This is a genomic window from Variovorax soli, from assembly GCF_031454625.1.
GTDB lineage: Bacteria > Pseudomonadota > Gammaproteobacteria > Burkholderiales > Burkholderiaceae_C > Variovorax > Variovorax soli_A.
Genome location: NZ_JAVDRF010000012.1, coordinates 39,118 through 57,666 on the forward strand (window position 1 = coordinate 39,118; position 18,549 = coordinate 57,666).

18 protein-coding genes are annotated in these 18,549 nt (G+C 68.6%); all 18 read left to right on the forward strand.

Translation table 11 applies throughout. The features are described 5' to 3' along the window. Positions 1–8 precede the first annotated feature (8 nt). The 18 genes from J2739_RS22530 (at position 9) to J2739_RS22615 (ending at position 18,468) form a co-directional block, all read left to right on the forward strand. On the forward strand, positions 9–1,181 hold the full coding sequence (locus J2739_RS22530) for an isovaleryl-CoA dehydrogenase (RefSeq protein ID WP_309905807.1): 1,173 nt from the start codon (positions 9–11) through the stop codon (positions 1,179–1,181). 123 nt (positions 1,182–1,304) lie between these two features. Next, a complete protein-coding gene (locus J2739_RS22535) occupies positions 1,305–3,008 on the forward strand; it encodes an AMP-binding protein (RefSeq protein ID WP_309905809.1) in 1,704 nt (567 codons plus the stop codon). Between the two features lie 46 nt (positions 3,009–3,054). Then, positions 3,055–4,662 carry a carboxyl transferase domain-containing protein gene (locus J2739_RS22540; RefSeq protein ID WP_309905811.1) on the forward strand — a complete coding sequence of 536 codons (1,608 nt, stop codon included), beginning with the start codon at positions 3,055–3,057 and terminating at the stop codon, positions 4,660–4,662. A 16-nt stretch (positions 4,663–4,678) separates the two neighbouring features. Further along, a complete protein-coding gene (locus tag J2739_RS22545) occupies positions 4,679–5,191 on the forward strand; it encodes a DinB family protein (protein ID WP_309905813.1) in 513 nt (170 codons plus the stop codon). Beyond that, a complete protein-coding gene (locus J2739_RS22550; protein WP_309905815.1) occupies positions 5,188–5,982 on the forward strand; it encodes an enoyl-CoA hydratase/isomerase family protein in 795 nt (264 codons plus the stop codon). Before J2739_RS22545 ends, J2739_RS22550 begins: the two co-directional genes overlap by 4 nt. Before the next feature lie 12 nt (positions 5,983–5,994). After that, positions 5,995–6,657, forward strand: a complete 663-nt coding sequence (locus J2739_RS22555) for a DUF4126 domain-containing protein (protein ID WP_309905817.1) — start codon at positions 5,995–5,997, stop codon at positions 6,655–6,657. Positions 6,658–6,836: 179 nt separating this feature from the next. Further along, positions 6,837–8,234: an adenosylmethionine--8-amino-7-oxononanoate transaminase gene (gene bioA / locus J2739_RS22560; RefSeq protein WP_405053931.1), complete on the forward strand. Its 1,398-nt coding sequence runs from the start codon at positions 6,837–6,839 to the stop codon at positions 8,232–8,234. Continuing rightward, on the forward strand, positions 8,218–9,450 hold the full coding sequence (gene bioF, locus J2739_RS22565) for an 8-amino-7-oxononanoate synthase (protein WP_309905821.1): 1,233 nt from the start codon (positions 8,218–8,220) through the stop codon (positions 9,448–9,450). The genes bioA and bioF overlap by 17 nt, the downstream gene beginning before the upstream one ends. Continuing rightward, complete coding sequence (gene bioD, locus J2739_RS22570; protein WP_309905823.1) at positions 9,447–10,145, forward strand: dethiobiotin synthase; 699 nt, start codon at positions 9,447–9,449, stop codon at positions 10,143–10,145. Before bioF ends, bioD begins: the two co-directional genes overlap by 4 nt. Before the next feature lie 25 nt (positions 10,146–10,170). After that, positions 10,171–11,163, forward strand: a complete 993-nt coding sequence (bioB, locus tag J2739_RS22575; RefSeq protein WP_309905825.1) for a biotin synthase BioB — start codon at positions 10,171–10,173, stop codon at positions 11,161–11,163. Between the two features lie 29 nt (positions 11,164–11,192). Next, complete coding sequence (locus tag J2739_RS22580; RefSeq protein WP_309905827.1) at positions 11,193–11,318, forward strand: hypothetical protein; 126 nt, start codon at positions 11,193–11,195, stop codon at positions 11,316–11,318. Then, entirely contained in the window at positions 11,311–13,326 is a 2,016-nt protein-coding gene (locus J2739_RS22585; RefSeq protein ID WP_309905829.1) for an acetyl-CoA carboxylase biotin carboxylase subunit, read from the forward strand. The genes J2739_RS22580 and J2739_RS22585 overlap by 8 nt, the downstream gene beginning before the upstream one ends. Before the next feature lie 10 nt (positions 13,327–13,336). Beyond that, the gene (locus J2739_RS22590; RefSeq protein ID WP_309905830.1) at positions 13,337–14,266 is read left to right on the forward strand and encodes a 2-hydroxyacid dehydrogenase; all 930 of its coding nucleotides are present in this window, start codon (positions 13,337–13,339) and stop codon (positions 14,264–14,266) included. Positions 14,267–14,315: 49 nt separating this feature from the next. Continuing rightward, positions 14,316–15,236, forward strand: coding sequence for a hydroxymethylglutaryl-CoA lyase (locus J2739_RS22595; RefSeq protein ID WP_309905832.1), 921 nt, complete (start codon positions 14,316–14,318; stop codon positions 15,234–15,236). Positions 15,237–15,281: 45 nt separating this feature from the next. Beyond that, complete coding sequence (locus J2739_RS22600; RefSeq protein ID WP_309905834.1) at positions 15,282–15,776, forward strand: YbaK/EbsC family protein; 495 nt, start codon at positions 15,282–15,284, stop codon at positions 15,774–15,776. Further along, positions 15,776–15,994 carry a DUF1289 domain-containing protein gene (locus J2739_RS22605; protein WP_309905836.1) on the forward strand — a complete coding sequence of 73 codons (219 nt, stop codon included), beginning with the start codon at positions 15,776–15,778 and terminating at the stop codon, positions 15,992–15,994. Before J2739_RS22600 ends, J2739_RS22605 begins: the two co-directional genes overlap by 1 nt. Beyond that, the gene (locus tag J2739_RS22610; protein ID WP_309905837.1) at positions 15,991–16,635 is read left to right on the forward strand and encodes a 2-hydroxychromene-2-carboxylate isomerase; all 645 of its coding nucleotides are present in this window, start codon (positions 15,991–15,993) and stop codon (positions 16,633–16,635) included. The genes J2739_RS22605 and J2739_RS22610 overlap by 4 nt, the downstream gene beginning before the upstream one ends. 138 nt (positions 16,636–16,773) lie before the next feature. Next, the gene (locus tag J2739_RS22615; RefSeq protein WP_309905839.1) at positions 16,774–18,468 is read left to right on the forward strand and encodes an MFS transporter; all 1,695 of its coding nucleotides are present in this window, start codon (positions 16,774–16,776) and stop codon (positions 18,466–18,468) included. Positions 18,469–18,549: the final 81 nt, after the last annotated feature.

Below are 18,549 nucleotides of genomic sequence, written 5' to 3' on the forward strand. Positions count from 1 at the left end.
ACACCCCCATGCATGATCCCGGCCTCAATTTCGATCTCGGCGAAACCATCGACTCGCTGCGCGACGCGGTGGCGGACTTCGCCGCCCACGAGATCGCGCCGCGCGCCGCCGAGATCGACCGCGAGAACCTGTTCCCCCACGACCTCTGGAAGAAGCTCGGCGAGCTGGGCCTGCACGGGATGACGGTGAAGGAGGAATACGGCGGCACCGAGCTGGGCTACCTGGCCCACATCGTCGCCATGGAAGAAGTCTCGCGCGCCTCGGCCTCGGTGGGTCTCTCGTACGGCGCGCATTCCAATCTCTGCGTCAACCAGATCCACCGCAACGGCAGCGAGGCGCAGAAGAAGAAGTACCTGCCGAAGCTGGTCAGCGGCGAGCACGTCGGCGCCCTCGCGATGAGCGAACCCAACGCCGGCTCCGATGTGGTCAGCATGAAGCTGCGCGCCGAGAAGAAGGGCGACCGCTACGTGCTCAACGGCGGCAAGATGTGGATCACCAACGGCGGCGATGCCGACACCCTGGTCATCTACGCCAAGACCGAGCCCGAGATGGGCGCCCGCGGCATGACGGCCTTCATCGTGGAGAAGGGCTTCAAGGGCTTCTCGGCCGGCACCAAGCTCGACAAGCTGGGCATGCGCGGCTCCAACACCTTCCCGCTCTTCTTCGACAACTGCGAGGTGCCCGAGGAAAACGTGCTGGGCGGCGAGGGCCAGGGCGCCAGGGTGCTGATGAGCGGGCTCGATTACGAGCGCGCAGTGCTTTCCGGCGGCCCGCTCGGCATCATGGCCGCCTGCATGGATGCCGTGCTGCCCTTCATTCACGAGCGCAAGCAGTTCGGCCAGAGCATCGGCGAGTTCCAGCTGATGCAGGGCAAGCTGGCCGACATGTACGCCACCTGGCAGGCCACCCGCGCCTACGTCTACGCGGTGGGCAAGGCCTGCGACCGCAATGACCATGCACGCACCTTCCGCAAGGACGCGGCCGGTGCCATCCTCTATTCCGCCGAGAAGGCGACCTGGATGGCCGGCGAGGCGATTCAGGCGCTGGGCGGCGTGGGCTACACCAAGGAGTTTCCGGTCGAGCGGCTGTGGCGCGATGCCAAGCTGTACGAAATCGGGGCGGGAACCAGCGAGATCCGGCGCATGCTGATCGGGCGCGAGTTGTTCGCGGAGACGGCATAGGGAAATTCGGGAACGAACGCAGCGGGCGCAGCAAAAAACTCCCGGCCTTTTCTGCGCCCTCTGCGTAACCTTCGCGATTTCTGCGTTCGGCACCCGTATTCGAAGAACCTGAAAGGAGACCACATGCCACTGACTGAAAGCATGGACAAGGGCGCCACCGATGTCCCGCTGATCGAGCAGACCATCGGCGATTTCTTCGACGACATGGCGCGGCGCCAGGGCGATCGCGAAGCGCTCGTCAGCGCGCACGAGCAACGGCGCCTGAGCTACCTCGAGCTGCAGCGCGAATCGAACCGCCTCGCCGGCGCGCTGCTCCAGCTGGGCCTCGCGCCCGGCGACCGCGTCGGCATCTGGTCGCACAACAACGTGCCCTGGGTGCTCATGCAGGTTGCGACCGCCAAGGTCGGCCTCGTCCTGGTCAACATCAACCCGGCCTACCGCACCTCCGAGCTCGAATACGCGCTCAACAAGGTGGGCTGCAAGGCGCTGGTCACGATGCAGCGCTTCAAGACCAGCGACTACGTCGGCATGCTGCGCGAGCTGGCGCCCGAGCTCGCGAGCGCGCAGCCCGGCGCGCTGCAGGCCGCGCGCCTGCCGCAGTTGCGCACCGTCGCCTGGATCGACCGGGCCGGCGAGGGCGGGGAACTGCCGGGCCTCATGCGCTTCTCCGCCTTGCTCGAGAAGGGCAAGGCCGACGACCCGCGCGTGGCCGACATCGCCAAGACCCTGAAGGCGACCGATCCGGTCAACATCCAGTTCACCAGTGGCACCACCGGCTTCCCCAAGGGCGCGACGCTGACCCACCGCAACATCCTCAACAACGGCTTCTTCATCGGCGAGTGCATGAAGCTCACGCCCGAAGACCGGCTGTGCATCCCGGTGCCGCTCTACCACTGCTTCGGCATGGTGCTGGGCAACCTGGCCTGCCTGACGCACGGCGCGACCATCGTCTATCCCAACGACGGTTTCGACCCGCTGACCGTGATGCAAACGGTGCAGGACGAGCGCTGCACCGGCCTGCACGGCGTGCCCACCATGTTCATCGCCGAGCTGGACCATCCGCGCTTCAAGGAGTTCGATTTCTCGACGCTGCGCACCGGCATCATGGCCGGCTCGCCCTGTCCCACCGAGGTGATGAAGCGCGTCGTCGGCCAGATGCACCTGCGCGACATCACCATCGCCTACGGCATGACCGAGACCAGCCCGGTGAGCTGCCAGAGCTCCACCGATACGCCGCTGGACAAGCGCGTCTCCACCGTCGGCAAGGTGCAGCCGCATCTCGAGATCAAGATCGTCGACCCCGAGATCGGCGCCATCGTGCCGAGGGGCGTTTCGGGCGAGTTCTGCACCCGCGGCTATTCCGTGATGCACGGCTACTGGGACGACGAAGAGAAGACCCGCGAGGCGATCGACGCCGAGGGCTGGATGCACACCGGCGACCTTGCCACCATGGACGCAGAGGGCTACGTCAACATCGTCGGCCGCATCAAGGACCTGGTGATCCGCGGCGGCGAGAACATCTACCCGCGAGAGATCGAGGAATTCCTCTACCGCCACCCGAAGATCCAGGACGTGCAGGTGGTCGGCCTTCCCGACAAGAAGTACGGCGAAGAGCTCTGCGCGTGGGTCATTCCGAAGCCGGGCCAGCAGCTCACGACCGATGAGGTGCGCGAGTTCTGCAAGGGCCAGATCGCGCACTACAAGATCCCGCGCTACATCGAGTTCGTGAAGGAGTTCCCCATGACCGTGACCGGCAAGATCCAGAAATTCAAGATCCGCGAGGCGATGAAGGAACAGCTGGGATTGGGAGAGGAGAAGACGGCGTGACCTTCGCGTCCTTCGCGTACGGATGTCCGTCTTCACCCGCCAAACCATGACCAAACTAGAAACCAAACTCAACGCCCGCTCCGCGGAGTTCCAGGCCAATGCCGCGGCCATGCGTGCCTTGGTCGAGGACCTGCACGCCCAGTTCGCCAAGGTCGAGGCCGGCGGCGGCGAGGCCGCGCGCAGCAAGCACACCGCGCGCGGCAAGCTGCTGCCGCGCGATCGCGTGGCGCAGCTCCTGGACCCGGGCACGCCTTTCCTCGAGATCGCGCCGCTCGCGGCCCATGCGATGTACCACGGCGCGGCGCCCGGCGCGGGCCTGATCGCCGGCATCGGACGCGTGAGCGGCGTGGACTGCATGATCGTGTGCAACGACGCCACCGTGAAGGGCGGCACCTACTATCCCGTCACCGTCAAGAAGCACCTGCGCGCACAGGAGATCGCCGAGCAGAACCGCCTGCCCTGCATCTACCTGGTGGACTCGGGCGGCGCCAACCTGCCGAACCAGGACGAGGTCTTCCCCGACCGCGATCACTTCGGCCGGATCTTCTACAACCAGGCGAACATGAGCGCCCAGGGCATCGCGCAAATCGCGGTGGTCATGGGCTCCTGCACCGCCGGCGGCGCCTATGTGCCCGCGATGAGCGACGAGTCGATCATCGTCAAGGAGCAGGGCACCATCTTCCTGGGAGGCCCCCCGCTGGTGAAGGCGGCCACCGGCGAAGTGGTGACGGCCGAGGACCTGGGCGGCGGCGACGTGCACACGCGGCTGTCCGGCGTGGCCGACCATCTGGCACAGAACGACCTGCATGCGCTGGCCCTGGCGCGTACCGCGGTGGAGAACCTGAATCGAGACCGCGCGCAAGCGCCCGGTCCTTCGGCGGCGAGCGCCCCCTGCTACGCAGCGGAAGAACTCTACGGCGTGATCCCCACCGATACCCGCAAGCCCTTCGACGTGCGCGAGATCATCGCCCGCATCGTCGACGGCAGCGAGTTCCACGAGTTCAAGGCCCGCTTCGGCGCGACGCTGGTGTGCGGCTTCGCCAACATCGAGGGCATGCCGGTGGGCATCGTGGCCAACAACGGCATCCTGTTCTCCGAGTCGGCGCAGAAGGGCGCGCACTTCATCGAGCTCTGCTGCCAGCGCAAGACGCCGCTGGTGTTCCTGCAGAACATCACCGGCTTCATGGTCGGGCGCAAGTACGAGAACGAAGGCATCGCGCGCCACGGCGCCAAGATGGTGACGGCCGTGGCCACCGCCAGCGTCCCGAAGTTCACGGTCATCATCGGCGGCAGCTTCGGCGCCGGCAACTACGGCATGTGCGGCCGCGCCTACTCGCCGCGCTTCCTCTGGATGTGGCCCAACGCGCGAATCAGCGTCATGGGCGGCGAGCAGGCCGCGAGCGTGCTGGCCACCGTCAAGCGAGACGGCATCGAGGCCAAGGGCGGGCAGTGGAGCGCCGAGGAGGAAGAAGCCTTCAAGGCGCCGATCCGCCAGCAATACGAGCAGCAGGGCCACCCTTACTACGCCACCGCGCGGCTGTGGGACGACGGCATCATCGACCCGGCCGACACGCGGCGCGTGCTGGCGCTGGGCCTGGCGGCCGCGCGCCATGCGCCGATTCCGGAGCCGAAATTCGGCATCTTCCGCATGTGATACCAAGGAGAAGCGCATGTCGTTGCCGAACTACTTCGCAAGCCTGGGGCGCTACCACGTCTGGGCCACGAACAAGCTGCTGACGTCCAACCTGAAGAGCCTGTCGGATGCGGACTGGCGCCGCGACTGCGGCCTCTTCTTCCGCTCGGTGCACGGCACGCTCAACCACCTGCTGCTCGCCGACAACCTCTGGTATGCGCGCTTCGCCGAAGGCCGCTCCCCACGCATCCCGCTCGACACCGAGCTGCACTCCGAGCGCGCGGCCGTGTGCGAGGCGCTGGCGCAAGCCGTGACGCGCTGGAGCCCGTGGCTCGCCACGCTCGCGCCAGAGCGCTACGACGGCGAGCTGGCCTACACGCGCAACAACGGCGAGCAGGTCCGCATTCCCTTCGCGCCGGCGCTCGGTCATGTGTTCAACCACGCGACCCACCACCGCGGCCAGCTCACGGCCGCGCTCACGGGCATGGTCCAGCCGGGCCCCGAGCTCGACTGGGTCTATCTGCTGCAACAGGAGGCAAAGTCCCCATGAGCGCATCCTTCAATACGCTGGCGCTGAGCTTCGACGGCGCCATCGCGCGCATCTGGCTCGACCGGCCCGAGCTGCGCAATGCCTTCGACGACGTCGTCATTCGCGAGCTGAGCGAAGCCTTCTCGCAGGCCGGCGCTGCGAACGATGTGCGCGTCATCGTGCTGGGCGGCAACGGCCCCGCTTTCTGCGCCGGCGCCAACCTCAACTGGATGCGCCGCGCGGCCGGGTTCACCCACGAGCAGAACCTCGCCGACGCGGGCGGCCTGGCCGAGATGCTGCGCACCATCCACGAGAGCCCCAAGCCGGTGATCGCGCGCGTTCAGGGCGATGTCTATGCCGGCGGCATGGGGCTGGTGGCGGCCTGCGACGTCGCGGTGAGCGTGGACACCGCCTCGTATTGCCTGAGCGAAGTGAAGATCGGCCTGATCCCCGCCACCATCAGCCCGTACGTGCTGCGGGCCATGGGCACGCGAGCCGCGCAGCGCTACTTCCTGAGCGCCGAGCGCTTCAGCGCGGCCGAGGCGCATCGCATCGGGTTCGTGCACGAGGTGGTAACGGCCGATGCGCTCGATGCCAAGGTGGCCGAGATCGCGAAGGCCTTCACCGGCGCCAGCCCGGCAGCGGTGCGCGCCTGCAAGCAGCTGATCGCCGACGTGGCGGGCCGCCAGATCGACGATGCGCTCATCGCGAAGACGGTGCAGGGCATCGCCGACATCCGCGCGAGCGAGGAGGGCCGCGAAGGCGTGCAAGCCTTCCTGCAGAAGCGCAAGCCTTCGTGGCTTGCGGGATGAAGGCATCGCGCCATGGACACGCTCGACCTGCCTCAGCTGCTCGCCCTGTCTGCCGCCATCGGCTGGGCCAGCGGCGTGCGCCTGTACCTGGTCGTGCTGCTCACCGGCCTGGCCGGCTACCTGGGCTGGGTGCCGTTGCCGGGCGGGCTGCAGATGCTCGCGCATCCGGTCGTGATCGCGGCCAGCGGCTTCATGGTCTTCATCGAATTCTTCGCCGACAAGATCCCCGGCCTCGATTCGCTATGGGACATGGTGCACACGGTGATCCGCATCCCCGCGGGCGCCGCGCTGGCGGCCAGCGTCTTCGGCGCCGACCATGCGGTGATGGCGATCGTCGCCGCGCTGCTCGGGGGCAGCTTCGCGGCCACGGCGCACGTGGCGAAGGCCACCACGCGCGCCGCCATCAACACCTCGCCCGAACCCTTCACCAACGTGGGCGCCTCGCTGGTCGAGGACGGGCTCGTGCCGGCCGGGCTGTGGCTGGCGGTGGCGCACCCGCTCGTGTTCCTGCTGCTCTTCGTCGCGTTGCTGGCGCTCTCCGTCTGGTTGATCCGCAAGAGCTGGCGCTTCCTGCGCGCGCTCTTCGGCCGGCTGGCGAGCATCTTCAGCGGCCGTGCCGATCCCGGCGTGACGCCCGCCTTCCGCCTGCACCGGCGCGAGGACGGGCCGCTCTAGCTTTTTTTGTAACAGCACGGACGGCGAAATGCCGGACCGTTGCACGACGTTGAGGCAAAGATGATTCATACGGCAGCGAACGTCGCGCAAGCGGCGCGCATCTCGCAGGCGATGGCCCGATTGCGGCGCTGCGCCGGGCTGCCTACGATGCCCGGCCCGAACGAACGAGGAACGTCCCTGTGTTGAGTCCTGCTTCTCCGTCCCCTTCGCCCACCGCTGCCTCGCGCAATGCCGACTGGCAGCAGCGCAGCCGGCGCCATGTGTGGCACCCCTGCACCCAGAGCAGTCGCCTCGACGCCGTGCCGCCGCTGCCGATCGCGCGCGGCGAAGGCGTCTGGCTGATCGACCACGATGGGCGCCGCTACCTCGATGCCACCAGTTCCTGGTGGGTCAACCTGTTCGGCCATGCGCATCCGGCCATCAATGCCGCGCTGAAGCAGCAGGTCGATGTGCTGCCGCATGTGATGCTGGCCGGCTGCACCCACGCGCCCGCGGTCGAGCTGGCCGAGCGCCTCGGCGCGCTGACCGGCGGCGTGCTGGGCCACTGCTTCTATGCCTCCGACGGGGCCTCGGCCGTCGAGATCGCGCTGAAGATGAGCTTCCATGCCTGGCGCAATGCCGGCCGCGGCGGCAAGCGGCGCTTCGTGGCGCTGCGCCAGGGCTACCACGGCGAAACGCTGGGCGCGCTGCACGTGACCGACGTCGCCGTGTTCCGCGATGCCTATGCGCCGCTCTTGGGCGATGCGCATCTCGTGCCTTCGCCCGACGCGCGCGGCGCGCAGCCGGGCGAGGACGCCGCCGCCGTGGCGCAGCGCGCGGCCGATGCGCTGGGCGCGCTCCTGGCCGAGCAGCACGACGGCATCGCCGCCGTGATCGTCGAGCCGCTGGTGCAATGCGCCGCCGGCATGGCGATGCACGACCCCGAGTACCTGCGCCGGGTGCGCGCCCTGTGCGACCGCTACGGCGTGCACCTGATCGCCGACGAGATCGCGGTGGGCTGCGGGCGCAGCGGCAGCTTCTTCGCCTGCGAGCAGGCCGGCATCTGGCCCGACTTCCTGTGCCTGTCCAAGGGCATCAGCGGCGGCTACCTGCCACTGGCGCTGGTGATGACGCGCGAGGCCATCTACCAGGGCTTCGTCGACGACGACGTGGCACGCAGCTTCCTGCATTCGCATTCCTACACGGGCAATGCGCTCGCCTGCCGTGCGGCGCTGGCCACGCTCGATCTGTTCGAGCGCGAGGACGTGCTGAACCGCAACCGCACCCGCGCCGCGCGCATCCTGCAGCGCTTGCAGGAGGGGCTGGGCGTGCGCCCGGTCGACCACCTGCGCCAGCGCGGCATGATCACCGCCTTCGACGTGCGCGAGCCCGGGGAGCGCTTCGCCGAGCGCTTCCACCTCGCCGCGAGGAGCGAGGGCCTGCTGATGCGTCCGATCGGTGGCACCGTCTACCTGATGCCGCCCTACGCGATCGGCGACGGCGAGATCGATCGCCTGGTCGAGGGCACGCTGGCCACCCTGGACGCGGTCGCCGCGCCGCATGCAGCCAAGGAGGCCCGCGATGTCGCGCTTGCTTGACCGCCTCCAGCACGAGCTCGCCGCGATCGATGCGCAGGCGCTGCGCCGCCGCCGGCTGATCGCCGAGACGCCCTGCGCCCCCGAGCAGCTTCTCACGCTGGCCGGCGCCGCGGCGCCGCGCCGCATGCTGGCCTTCAGCAGCAACGACTACCTCGGCCTGGCCGCGCATCCGGCGCTGGCGGCCGCGCTGGCCGACGGCGCATCGCGCTACGGCGCGGGCAGCGGCGGCTCGCACCTGATCCTCGGCCATTCGCGGGCGCATGCGCAGCTCGAGGAGCGCCTGGCCGGCTGGATGGCGCCGCACATCCCCGAGGCGCGCAGCCTGTTCTTCTGCACCGGGTACATGGCCAACCTCGCGGTGCTGTCGACGCTGGGCGGCGCCGAGGCCGTGATCTTCTCCGAGACCCTCAACCATGCCTCGCTGATCGACGGCGCGCGGCTGGCCAAGGCCCATGTCGAGCGCTATCCGCACTGCGACCTGCAGGCGCTCGACGCACAGCTCGCGGCCTGCGATGCGCCGGTCAAGCTGATCGTGAGCGATGCCGTGTTCAGCATGGACGGCGACATCGCCCCAGTGGCCGGCCTGCTGGCGCTGGCCGAGCGCCACGACGCCTGGCTGGTGCTCGACGATGCGCATGGCTTCGGCGTGCTCGGCGCGAACGGGCACGGCGTGCTGGAAGCCACGGGCCTGCGCTCCGAGCGGCTGGTGCTGGTCGGCACGCTCGGCAAGGCCGCCGGCGTCTCGGGCGCCTTCGTCGCCGCGCACCGCACCGTGATCGACTACCTGGTGCAGCGCGCGCGGCCCTACATCTTCACCACCGCCGCGCCGCCGGCCATCGCGCATGCGTTGCTCGCCAGCCTGGACCTGATCGAAGGCGAGGAAGGGGCGCGGCGCCGCGCGCAGCTGCAGGCGCGCATCGCGCAACTGCGCACGGGCCTGCAACGCGTGCTGCCCGCGGACGGCAACGCCTGGCTGCCCAATTCGCCGACTGCCATCCAGCCGCTGATCGTGGGCGACAACACGCGCGCGATGCGGTTGTCGGCGCAGCTCGACGCCCTGGGCCTGCGGGTCGGCGCGATCCGGCCGCCCACGGTGCCGGCCGGCACCGCGCGCCTTCGCATCGCGCTGTCGGCCAGCCATGGCGCAGACGACGTCGCGCGGCTGATCGAGGCGCTGGGGCAGGTGCTCGCCCAGCCCTCGCGGGAGGCTGCATGACGCATCACTGTTTCGTCACCGGCACCGACACGGGTGTCGGCAAGACGCTGGTCAGCAGCGCCATGCTGTCGCTTCTGGCCGCATCGGGGCTGCGCGCGGTCGGCATGAAGCCGGTGGCCGCGGGCCTCGAAGCAATCGACGGGACATGGTGTAACGAAGACGTGCGGCGGCTCGAGACCGCGGGCAACGTCGATGCACCGCTGGCGCTGCGTTGTCCCTATTTGCTGCGCGCGCCGATGTCGCCCCACCTGGCTGCCCAGGAAGAGGGCGTCCGCATCGAGCTTCCGACCCTGCGCGCGGCCTTCGAGGCCTTGGCGCGACGTGCCGATGCGGTGGTGGTCGAAGGCGCCGGTGGCTTTCGCGTGCCCTTGGCCGAGGCGCTCGACGGAGCCGATCTCGCCATGGCGCTGGGCTTGCCGGTGGTGCTCGTGGTGGGCTTGCGCCTCGGCTGTCTCAACCATGCGCTGCTGACCGCCGAGGCGATCCGCGCGCGCGGGCTGGCGTTGGCCGGCTGGGTCGGCAGCACCATCGATCCCCACATGCTGGCGCTGCAAAGCAATGTCGACACCTTGCGCCGGCGCCTCGATGCGCCGCTGCTCGGCGTGCTGCCGCACCTGGCTTCTCCCGAGGCGGCTGTCGCAGCCCGTCATCTCGACCTGCGCGCGCTGCGCAGCACCGCGGCCCTGGCCGCCTGACGCGAACACATCCACAGAAACATCCATGGAACAGACCCTCAATTTCATCGATCGCAAGGCAGCCCGCCATGCCATCTCCGACAGTGCCGACTGGAGCGTCGCCGCCGTCGCGGCCCTGTTCGACCTGCCCTTCAACGACCTGCTGTTCCGTGCCCAGCAGGTGCATCGCGCCAACTTCGACGCCAACACCGTGCAGCTCTCGACCCTTCTGTCGATCAAGACCGGCGGCTGCGAGGAGGACTGCGGCTACTGCCCGCAGAGCGCGCACCACGACACCGGCCTGCAGGCCAGCAAGCTGATGGCGCTGGACGAGGTGCTGGCGGCGGCGCAGGCCGCCAAGGACCACGGTGCCACCCGCTTCTGCATGGGCGCGGCCTGGCGCAGCCCGAAGGACCGGCACCTGGAGCCCGTCATCGAGATGGTGCGCGGCGTCAAGGCCATGGGGCTGGAGACCTGCGTCACCCTCGGCATGCTGGAGGCCGAGCAGGCGCTGCAGCTCAAGGACGCGGGCCTGGACTACTACAACCACAACCTCGATTCCGCTCCGGAGTTCTACGACAAGATCATCACGACCCGGAGTTACCAGGACCGGCTCGACACCCTCGGCCATGTGCGCGAAGCCGGCATCCACGTGTGCTGCGGCGGCATCGTCGGCATGGGCGAGTCGCGCCTGGAGCGCGCCGGCCTGATCGCCCAATTGGCCAACCTCGACCCGTACCCGGAGTCGGTGCCCATCAACAACCTGGTGCAGGTCGAGGGCACGCCGCTGGCCGGCACCGAGCCGCTGGACCCCTTCGAGTTCGTGCGCACCATCGCCGTGGCCCGGATCACCATGCCGAGGACCATGGTGCGCCTGTCGGCCGGCCGCGAGCAGATGGACGAAGCCTTGCAATCGCTGTGCTTCCTCGCCGGCGCCAACTCCATCTTCTACGGCGATCGCCTGCTGACCACCGCCAACCCCCAAGCCGCGAAGGACCGCGCGCTGCTGGCGCGATTGGGCATGCGCAGCGACGCCTGAACCACGCCTCACTACAAGAAAGCCGCCCCATGTTCCAGAAGATCCTGATCGCCAGCCGCGGTGACCAGCCGCGAAGCGTCGCAGCGGCGAAGCCAAACTGCAGGGCACGCATCGCGTGCGCAGGCGATTTCACCGCGGAGATGCACCATGTTTAAAAAGATCCTCATTGCCAACCGCGGTGAAATTGCCTGCCGCGTTGCCGCCACGGCGCGCCGCATGGCCATCCGCACGGTCGCCGTCTATTCCGATGCCGACGCGCACGCCAACCATGTGCGTGCCTGCGACGAGTCGGTGCACCTGGGCGGCAGCGCACCCAAGGACAGCTATCTGCGCTGGGAGAAGATCCTGGAGGCCGCCAAGGCGACCGGCGCGCAGGCGGTGCATCCGGGCTACGGCTTCCTGAGCGAGAACGAGGATTTCGCCCGCGCCTGTGCCGAGGCCGGCCTGGTCTTCATCGGCCCGCCGCCCTCCGCCATCCAGGCCATGGGGCTGAAGGCCGAATCCAAGCAGCTGATGGAAAAGGCCGGCGTGCCGCTGGTGCCCGGCTACCACGGCAAGGACCAGAACCCGGCCCTGCTCGCGCACGAGGCCGAGCGCATCGGCTACCCGGTGCTGATCAAGGCCAGCGCCGGCGGCGGCGGCAAGGGCATGCGGGTGGTCGAGAAGCACGCCGACTTCGCTGCCGCGCTCGCCTCCTGCCAGCGCGAGGCCATCAACAGCTTCGGCGACGACGCGGTACTGATCGAGAAGTACGTCCAGCGCCCGCGCCATATCGAGATCCAGGTCTTCGGCGACACCCACGGCAATTACGTCTACCTGTTCGAGCGCGACTGCTCGGTGCAGCGGCGCCACCAGAAGGTGCTGGAGGAGGCGCCGGCGCCGGGCTTGACGGAGGCCATGCGCCGCGAGATGGGCGAGGCCGCGGTGGCGGCCGCGCGCGCGGTGAAGTACGTGGGTGCGGGCACGGTGGAGTTCATCGTCGAGCAGCGCAGCGAGGGGCTGTCGAGCGCAGGTGCCGACATGACCTTCTTCTTCATGGAGATGAACACGCGTTTGCAGGTGGAGCATCCGGTGACCGAAGCCATCACCGGGCTGGACCTGGTGGAGTGGCAACTGCGCGTGGCGTCGGGCGAGCCGCTGCCCCTGAAGCAGGAGCAGCTGCAGATCAATGGCCATGCCATCGAGGCGCGCATCTGCGCCGAGAACCCCGACAACAACTTCCTGCCGGCCACCGGCACGCTGCGGGTCTACCGCAAGCCGCAGCACACCTCATTCCAGCGCAGCCGCGTGCGCATCGACGACGGCGTGCGCGAGGGCGATGCGATCTCGCCCTTCTACGACTCGATGATCGCCAAGCTGATCGTGCACGGTGCGACGCGCGAGGAGGCGCTGGCACGGCTGGACGCGGCGCTGGCGCAGACGCACATCGTCGGCGTTGCGACCAACGTGCAGTTCCTGCGCGGCGTGCTGCGCACCGATTCCTTTGCCCATGCCAGGCTGGACACCGCGCTGATCGAGCGCGAGCGCGCCGTGCTCTTCGACCGCGAGCCGCTCGGCCTGCCGCTGGCGGCGGCCGCCGCCATCGCGCGCGCCTTGCTCGCCGAGCGCGCCTCGGCCGCGACGGCCGATCCCTTCACCCGCCGCGACGGCTGGCGCGGCTTCGGCGAATACCAGCGCCGCTTCGATTTCGAGTTCCGCGGCCAGGAGCAGCAGGCGCTGCTGCGCTACAAGCGCGACGGCAGCCTGTGGCTGCAGGCGGGCGGCGTGGAAGGCGCGCTGGTCGTCGATGAACTGCCCGCGGGCCAGCTCGAACTCCAGTTCAACGGGCTGCGCCGCACCCTCGATGTCTACGAGGAGGGCGCCGCCACCCATGTCTTCGCGCCCGAAGGCGCCACCCGCATCGCGACGCTCGACCGCATGGCCCATGCCGGCGACACGCATGCGGAGGCCGGCCGGCTCACGGCGCCCATGCCGGGCAAGGTCGTGTCCTTCGCCGTCAAGGCCGGCGACAAGGTCAGCCGCGGCCAGGCGCTGGCGGTGATGGAGGCGATGAAGATGGAGCACACCATCGCCGCGCCGGCCGACGGCACCGTGGAGGAACTGCTCTACGTGCCGGGCGACCAGGTGGCCGAAGGCGCGGAGTTGCTCCGCATTGCGGCTTAAGCTTGCAGGCATGCGAATCACCGTCTGCCTCACCGACAACCGCCCCGACGCATGGATCGCGGGCTTGCGCGAGGCGCTGCCCGGCGCCGATGTCCAGAACTGGACGCCCGGCGCCCCGCAGGCCGACCATGCCGTGGTCTGGTCGCCCCCCCAGGCCTTCATCGACGAGCAGCCGGGGCTGCGCGGCATCTTCAACATCGGCGCGGGCGTCGACGCGCTGTTCAAGCTGAAGCTGCCGCCCGGTGCCACGGTGGTGCGCCTGGACGACGCGGGCATGTCGGTGCAGATGGCCGAGTACGTGTGCCATGCGCTGATCCGTCATTTCCGCGAGTTCGATCTGTACGAGGCTGATGCGCGCGAGGGCCGCTGGGGCTTCCGCAAGCCGCGCGAGCGCGAGGACTTTCCCGTCGGCGTGATGGGTCTCGGCGTGCTGGGCGAGCGCGTCGCGAAGGCCATCGCACAGTTCGAGTTCCCGGTCAACGGCTGGAGCCGCACACCGAAGCACATCGAAGGCCTGCGCGCCTTTGCAGGCGACGCGGAGTTCGGCGCCTTCCTCGGCGCCAGCCGCGTGCTGGTCAACCTGCTGCCGCTCACCGACGCCACGCGCGGCATCCTGAATCGCGAAACGCTGTCGCGCCTGAACGGCGGAAAGCCGGGCGGCTATCTGATCAACGTGGCGCGCGGCGCGCACCTGGTCGAAGCCGACCTGATCCCCCTGCTCGACGCAGGCGTGCTCGCCGGCGCGACGCTCGATGTCTTCGAGGTCGAGCCGCTGCCCGCGGCGCATCCCTTCTGGCGCCACCCGAAGATCACCGTGACCCCGCACGGCTCGGCACGCACGGTCCGCGGCGCCTCCGTCGCACAGATCGCCCGCAAGATCCAGGCGATGGAGCGCGGTGAGCCTGTCGCGGGCGTGGTCGGATGGGAACGCGGATACTGAAATCGCGGACGGATGTCCGCATCCCCGAAGCATTGAACGAGGCCTGCCGATGAAACTCCCCACCCAAGTCAAGCTCGTCGACGTCGGTCCGCGCGACGGCCTGCAGAACGAAAAGCAGGCCGTGCCGGCCGAAGTCAAGATCGGCCTGGTCCATCGCCTGCAGGAGGCCGGGCTCAAGGAGATCGAGGTCACGAGCTTCGTCAGCCCCAAGTGGGTTCCGCAGATGGCCGACAACGCGCAGGTGATGCACGGCCTCCGCCGCAAGCCCGGCGTGCGCTATTCGGTGCTCACGCCCAACATGAAGGGCTTCGAGGCGGCGATCGCCGCGCCGCGCGAGGAGTGGCCCGACGAGATCGTGGTCTTCGGCGCTGCCAGCGAGGCCTTCAGCCAGAAGAACATCAACTGCTCCATCGCCGAGAGCATCGAGCGCTTCCGGCCGGTGGCCGAGGCAGCGCGCGAGAAGGGCATCCACGTGCGCGGCGCCATGTCGTGCACCGTCGGCTGCCCCTACGAGGGCGAGGTCGCGCCCGAGCGCGTGGGCATGCTGGCGAAGCTGATGAAGGACATCGGCGTGCAGCACGTCGGCGTGGCCGACACGATCGGCGTCGGCACGCCCCTCAAAGTGCGGCGCGCACTGGAGGCGACGCTCGCACACTTCGGCATCGACGACATCTCCGGCCACTTCCACGACACCTATGGCCAGGCGCTCTCCAACACGCTCGCCAGCCTCGAGCTGGGCGTGTGGCAGTTCGACACCTCGGTCGGCGGCTTGGGCGGCTGTCCCTTCGCCAAGGGCGCGACCGGCAATGTCGCGACCGAGGACGTGGTCTACATGCTGCACGGCATGGGCATCGAGACCGGCATCGACCTCGACCGGTTGATCGACGCCGGCGTCTACATCAACGAGGCGCTGGGCCGCGAGCCGAACTCGCGCGTGTCCAAGGCGATCCGGACGAAGCGCGCGGGGTGAAGCCGATGAAGACGGACATGTCAGTACGCGGACCCGATTTCGGCCATGTGCGGCGCTGAATTGACCTCCCTCCCCGAAGGCGTGCAGCGCGTCGCGCGCCTGCTGCAGCAACGCGGCCATCCGCATCCGCCGCGCATGCTCGACGACGCCTGCCGCACCGCGCAGCAGGCGGCCGATGCGCTCGGCATCTCGGTGGCGCAGATCGCCAAGAGCATCGTGTTCCGCCGCAAGAGCGACGAGGCGGCGGTGCTCGTCGTGACCTCGGGCGACAAGCGGGTCGACGAGAAGAAGGTCGAGGCGCTGGTCGGCGGCAAGCTGGGGCGCGCCGATGCCGACTTCGTCAAGCGCATGACCGGCTTCTCGATCGGCGGTGTCTCGCCCTTCGCCCATGCGACGGCGCCGGTGATGCTGATCGATCGCGAGCTGTTCCGCTTCGACGAGGTCTGGGCGGCCGCCGGGCACCCGCATGCGGTGGTGCAACTGCGTCCGCAGGAGCTCGAGGCGCTGACCGGCGCGCCGATCGCCGAGGTGGTGGTGTGATGGCGGTGGCGTCGCCCTGCATCTCGGTGTGCCGCATGAATGCGCAGAGCGGCCTTTGCGAAGGATGCCTGCGCACACTCGACGAGATCGCCGCCTGGAGCACGATGGACGACGAGGGCAAGCGCGCCGTCTGGGCATCGATCGCACGACGGGCAGATCGTCTTTCCGGACCTTGTCGCGGCAGCGAGAGGAAGCCGACCGGCTGCGCAGCACCATGAAGCACATCACCTTCCATCTCGACTTCATCTCTCCCTACGCCTATCTGGCGTTCGAGCACCTGCCGCAGGCGCTCGAAGGGCTGAGCCACAGCGTGACCTACCGGCCGGTATTGCTGGGCGCGCTGCTCAAGCAACACGGCCAGCTCGGGCCGGCCGAGATCCCGTCGAAGCGGGCGTGGACCTACCGCCAGGTGCTGTGGCTGGGCCAGGCGCACGGCATTGCGATCGATTTGCCGGCGTCGCATCCCTACAACCCGCTGCCGCATCTGCGGCTCGCGCTCGCGACCACCACGGATGGCGACATCAACCGCCATGTGGCCGAGACGATCTTTCGCGATGTCTGGCAAGGCGGCGGCGAGGCCGGCGATGCTGCCCGGCTGGCGGCGCTCGCGGCGCGGCTGCGCCTGCAGCGCGATCCCGCCAGCGAGGAGGTCAAGGCCCAGCTCAAGGCGAACACCGAGGAAGCGGTCGCGCGCGGCATCTTCGGCGTGCCCACCTGCGAAGTCGACGGCCGCCAGTTCTGGGGCTTCGACGGCCTGGCCATGATGCGCGATTACCTGCGCGGCAATCCCTGGTTCGAGGGGCCGGACTGGGAGGCCGCGCCCCGCCGCCCCGCGCTGCTGCGCAGCAGCAATCGCTGATTTCTTACAACCTGAAACGCGTGCCGCGGGTTTCACCCTAAATCGTCAGAATCGATTCAGTTTCGCGAAAGCCCCGGGTCAGTCGTCGCTCCAAGAATCCATCACGCCCCACGCCGTGGGAAAAAAAGGAGACGACCAATGGCAGCCACACTTGATTCACGGGGAGTGCCGCACGGCGCGCCCCGTCCCATGTCCGCGGAGGAGAAGAAGGTCATCTTCGCGTCCTCGCTCGGCACCGTGTTCGAGTGGTACGACTTCTATCTCTACGGTTCGCTGGCGGCGATCGTCGCCAAGCAGTTCTTCAGCGGCCTGGATGCGGGTGCGGCCTTCATCTTCGCACTGCTGGCCTTCGCCGCGGGCTTCCTGGTGCGGCCCTTCGGCGCCATCGTGTTCGGCCGCCTCGGCGACATGATCGGTCGCAAGTACACCTTCCTGGTCACCATCCTGATCATGGGCCTGTCGACCTTCATCGTCGGCCTGCTGCCCAGCTACGCGACCATCGGCGTGGCAGCGCCGGTGATCCTGATCGCCCTGCGCATGCTGCAAGGCCTGGCGCTCGGCGGCGAGTACGGCGGTGCCGCCACCTACGTGGCCGAGCACTCCCCGCACGGCAAGCGCGGCGCGTATACCTCGTGGATCCAGACCACGGCCACGCTGGGCTTGTTCCTGAGCCTGCTGGTCATCCTCGGCGTGCGCACCTGGCTCGGCGAGGACGCCTTCGCGGCCTGGGGCTGGCGTGTGCCTTTCCTGGTCTCGATCGCGCTGCTGGCGGTGTCGGTGTGGATTCGCCTGTCGCTGTCCGAGTCGCCGGCCTTCCAGAAGATGAAGGCCGAAGGCAAGACCTCGAAGGCGCCGCTGTCGGAGTCCTTCGGCGAATGGAAGAACCTCAAGATCGTCATCCTCGCGCTGATCGGCCTGACCGCCGGCCAGGCCGTGGTGTGGTACTCGGGCCAGTTCTACGCGCTCTTCTTCCTGACGCAGCAGCTCAAGGTCGATGCGACCACTGCCAACCTGATGATCGCGGCCGCGCTGTTGATCGGCACGCCCTTCTTCGTGGTCTTCGGCACGCTGTCGGACAAGATCGGCCGCAAGCCGATCATCATGGCCGGTTGCCTGCTGGCCGTGGTGACCTACTTCCCGGTCTTCAAGATGCTGACCGAGTACGCCAACCCCGACCTGGCCAAGGCCCAGGCCACCGCCGGCGTGACGGTGACGGCCGACCCCGGCTCCTGCTCCTTCCAGGGCAACCCGGTGGCGCGCGAAATCGACTTCAAGAGCTCCTGCGACATCGCCAAGCGCTACCTGGTGCAGAACTCGGTGAGCTATGACAACGTCGCAGGCGCACCGGGCTCCAAGGCCGTGGTCAAGATCGGCGACAAGACCATCGAGGCGCCGGTCGGCAATGTGGCCAACCACAAGTTCGACGAGGCTTCGAGCAAGGAGATCGCCGCCTTCAAGAAGGGCGTCGCCGACGACCTGAAGGCCGCGGGCTATCCCGCCAAGGCCGATCCCGCCAAGATGAACAAGCTGATGGTGGTGCTGCTGCTGACCTACCTAGTGATCCTGGTCACCATGGTCTACGGCCCGATCGCGGCCATGCTGGTCGAGCTGTTCCCGACGCGTATCCGCTACACCTCGATGAGCCTGCCCTACCACATCGGCAACGGCTGGTTCGGCGGCCTGCTGCCGACCACCGCGTTCGCGATCGTCGCCTCCACCGGCAACATGTACAACGGCCTCTGGTACCCGGTCGTCATTGCGGCCATGACCCTCGTGGTGGGCACGCTGTTCATCCGCGAAACCAAGGACGTGGACATCTACGCGAACGACTAGGCTCGCCAGCCGAGCCTGAACCGGACAAAGGGCCTCGCCCCTTCTCCGGGCAAGGAGGCCTCGCGCCGTGACCGCGGCGCG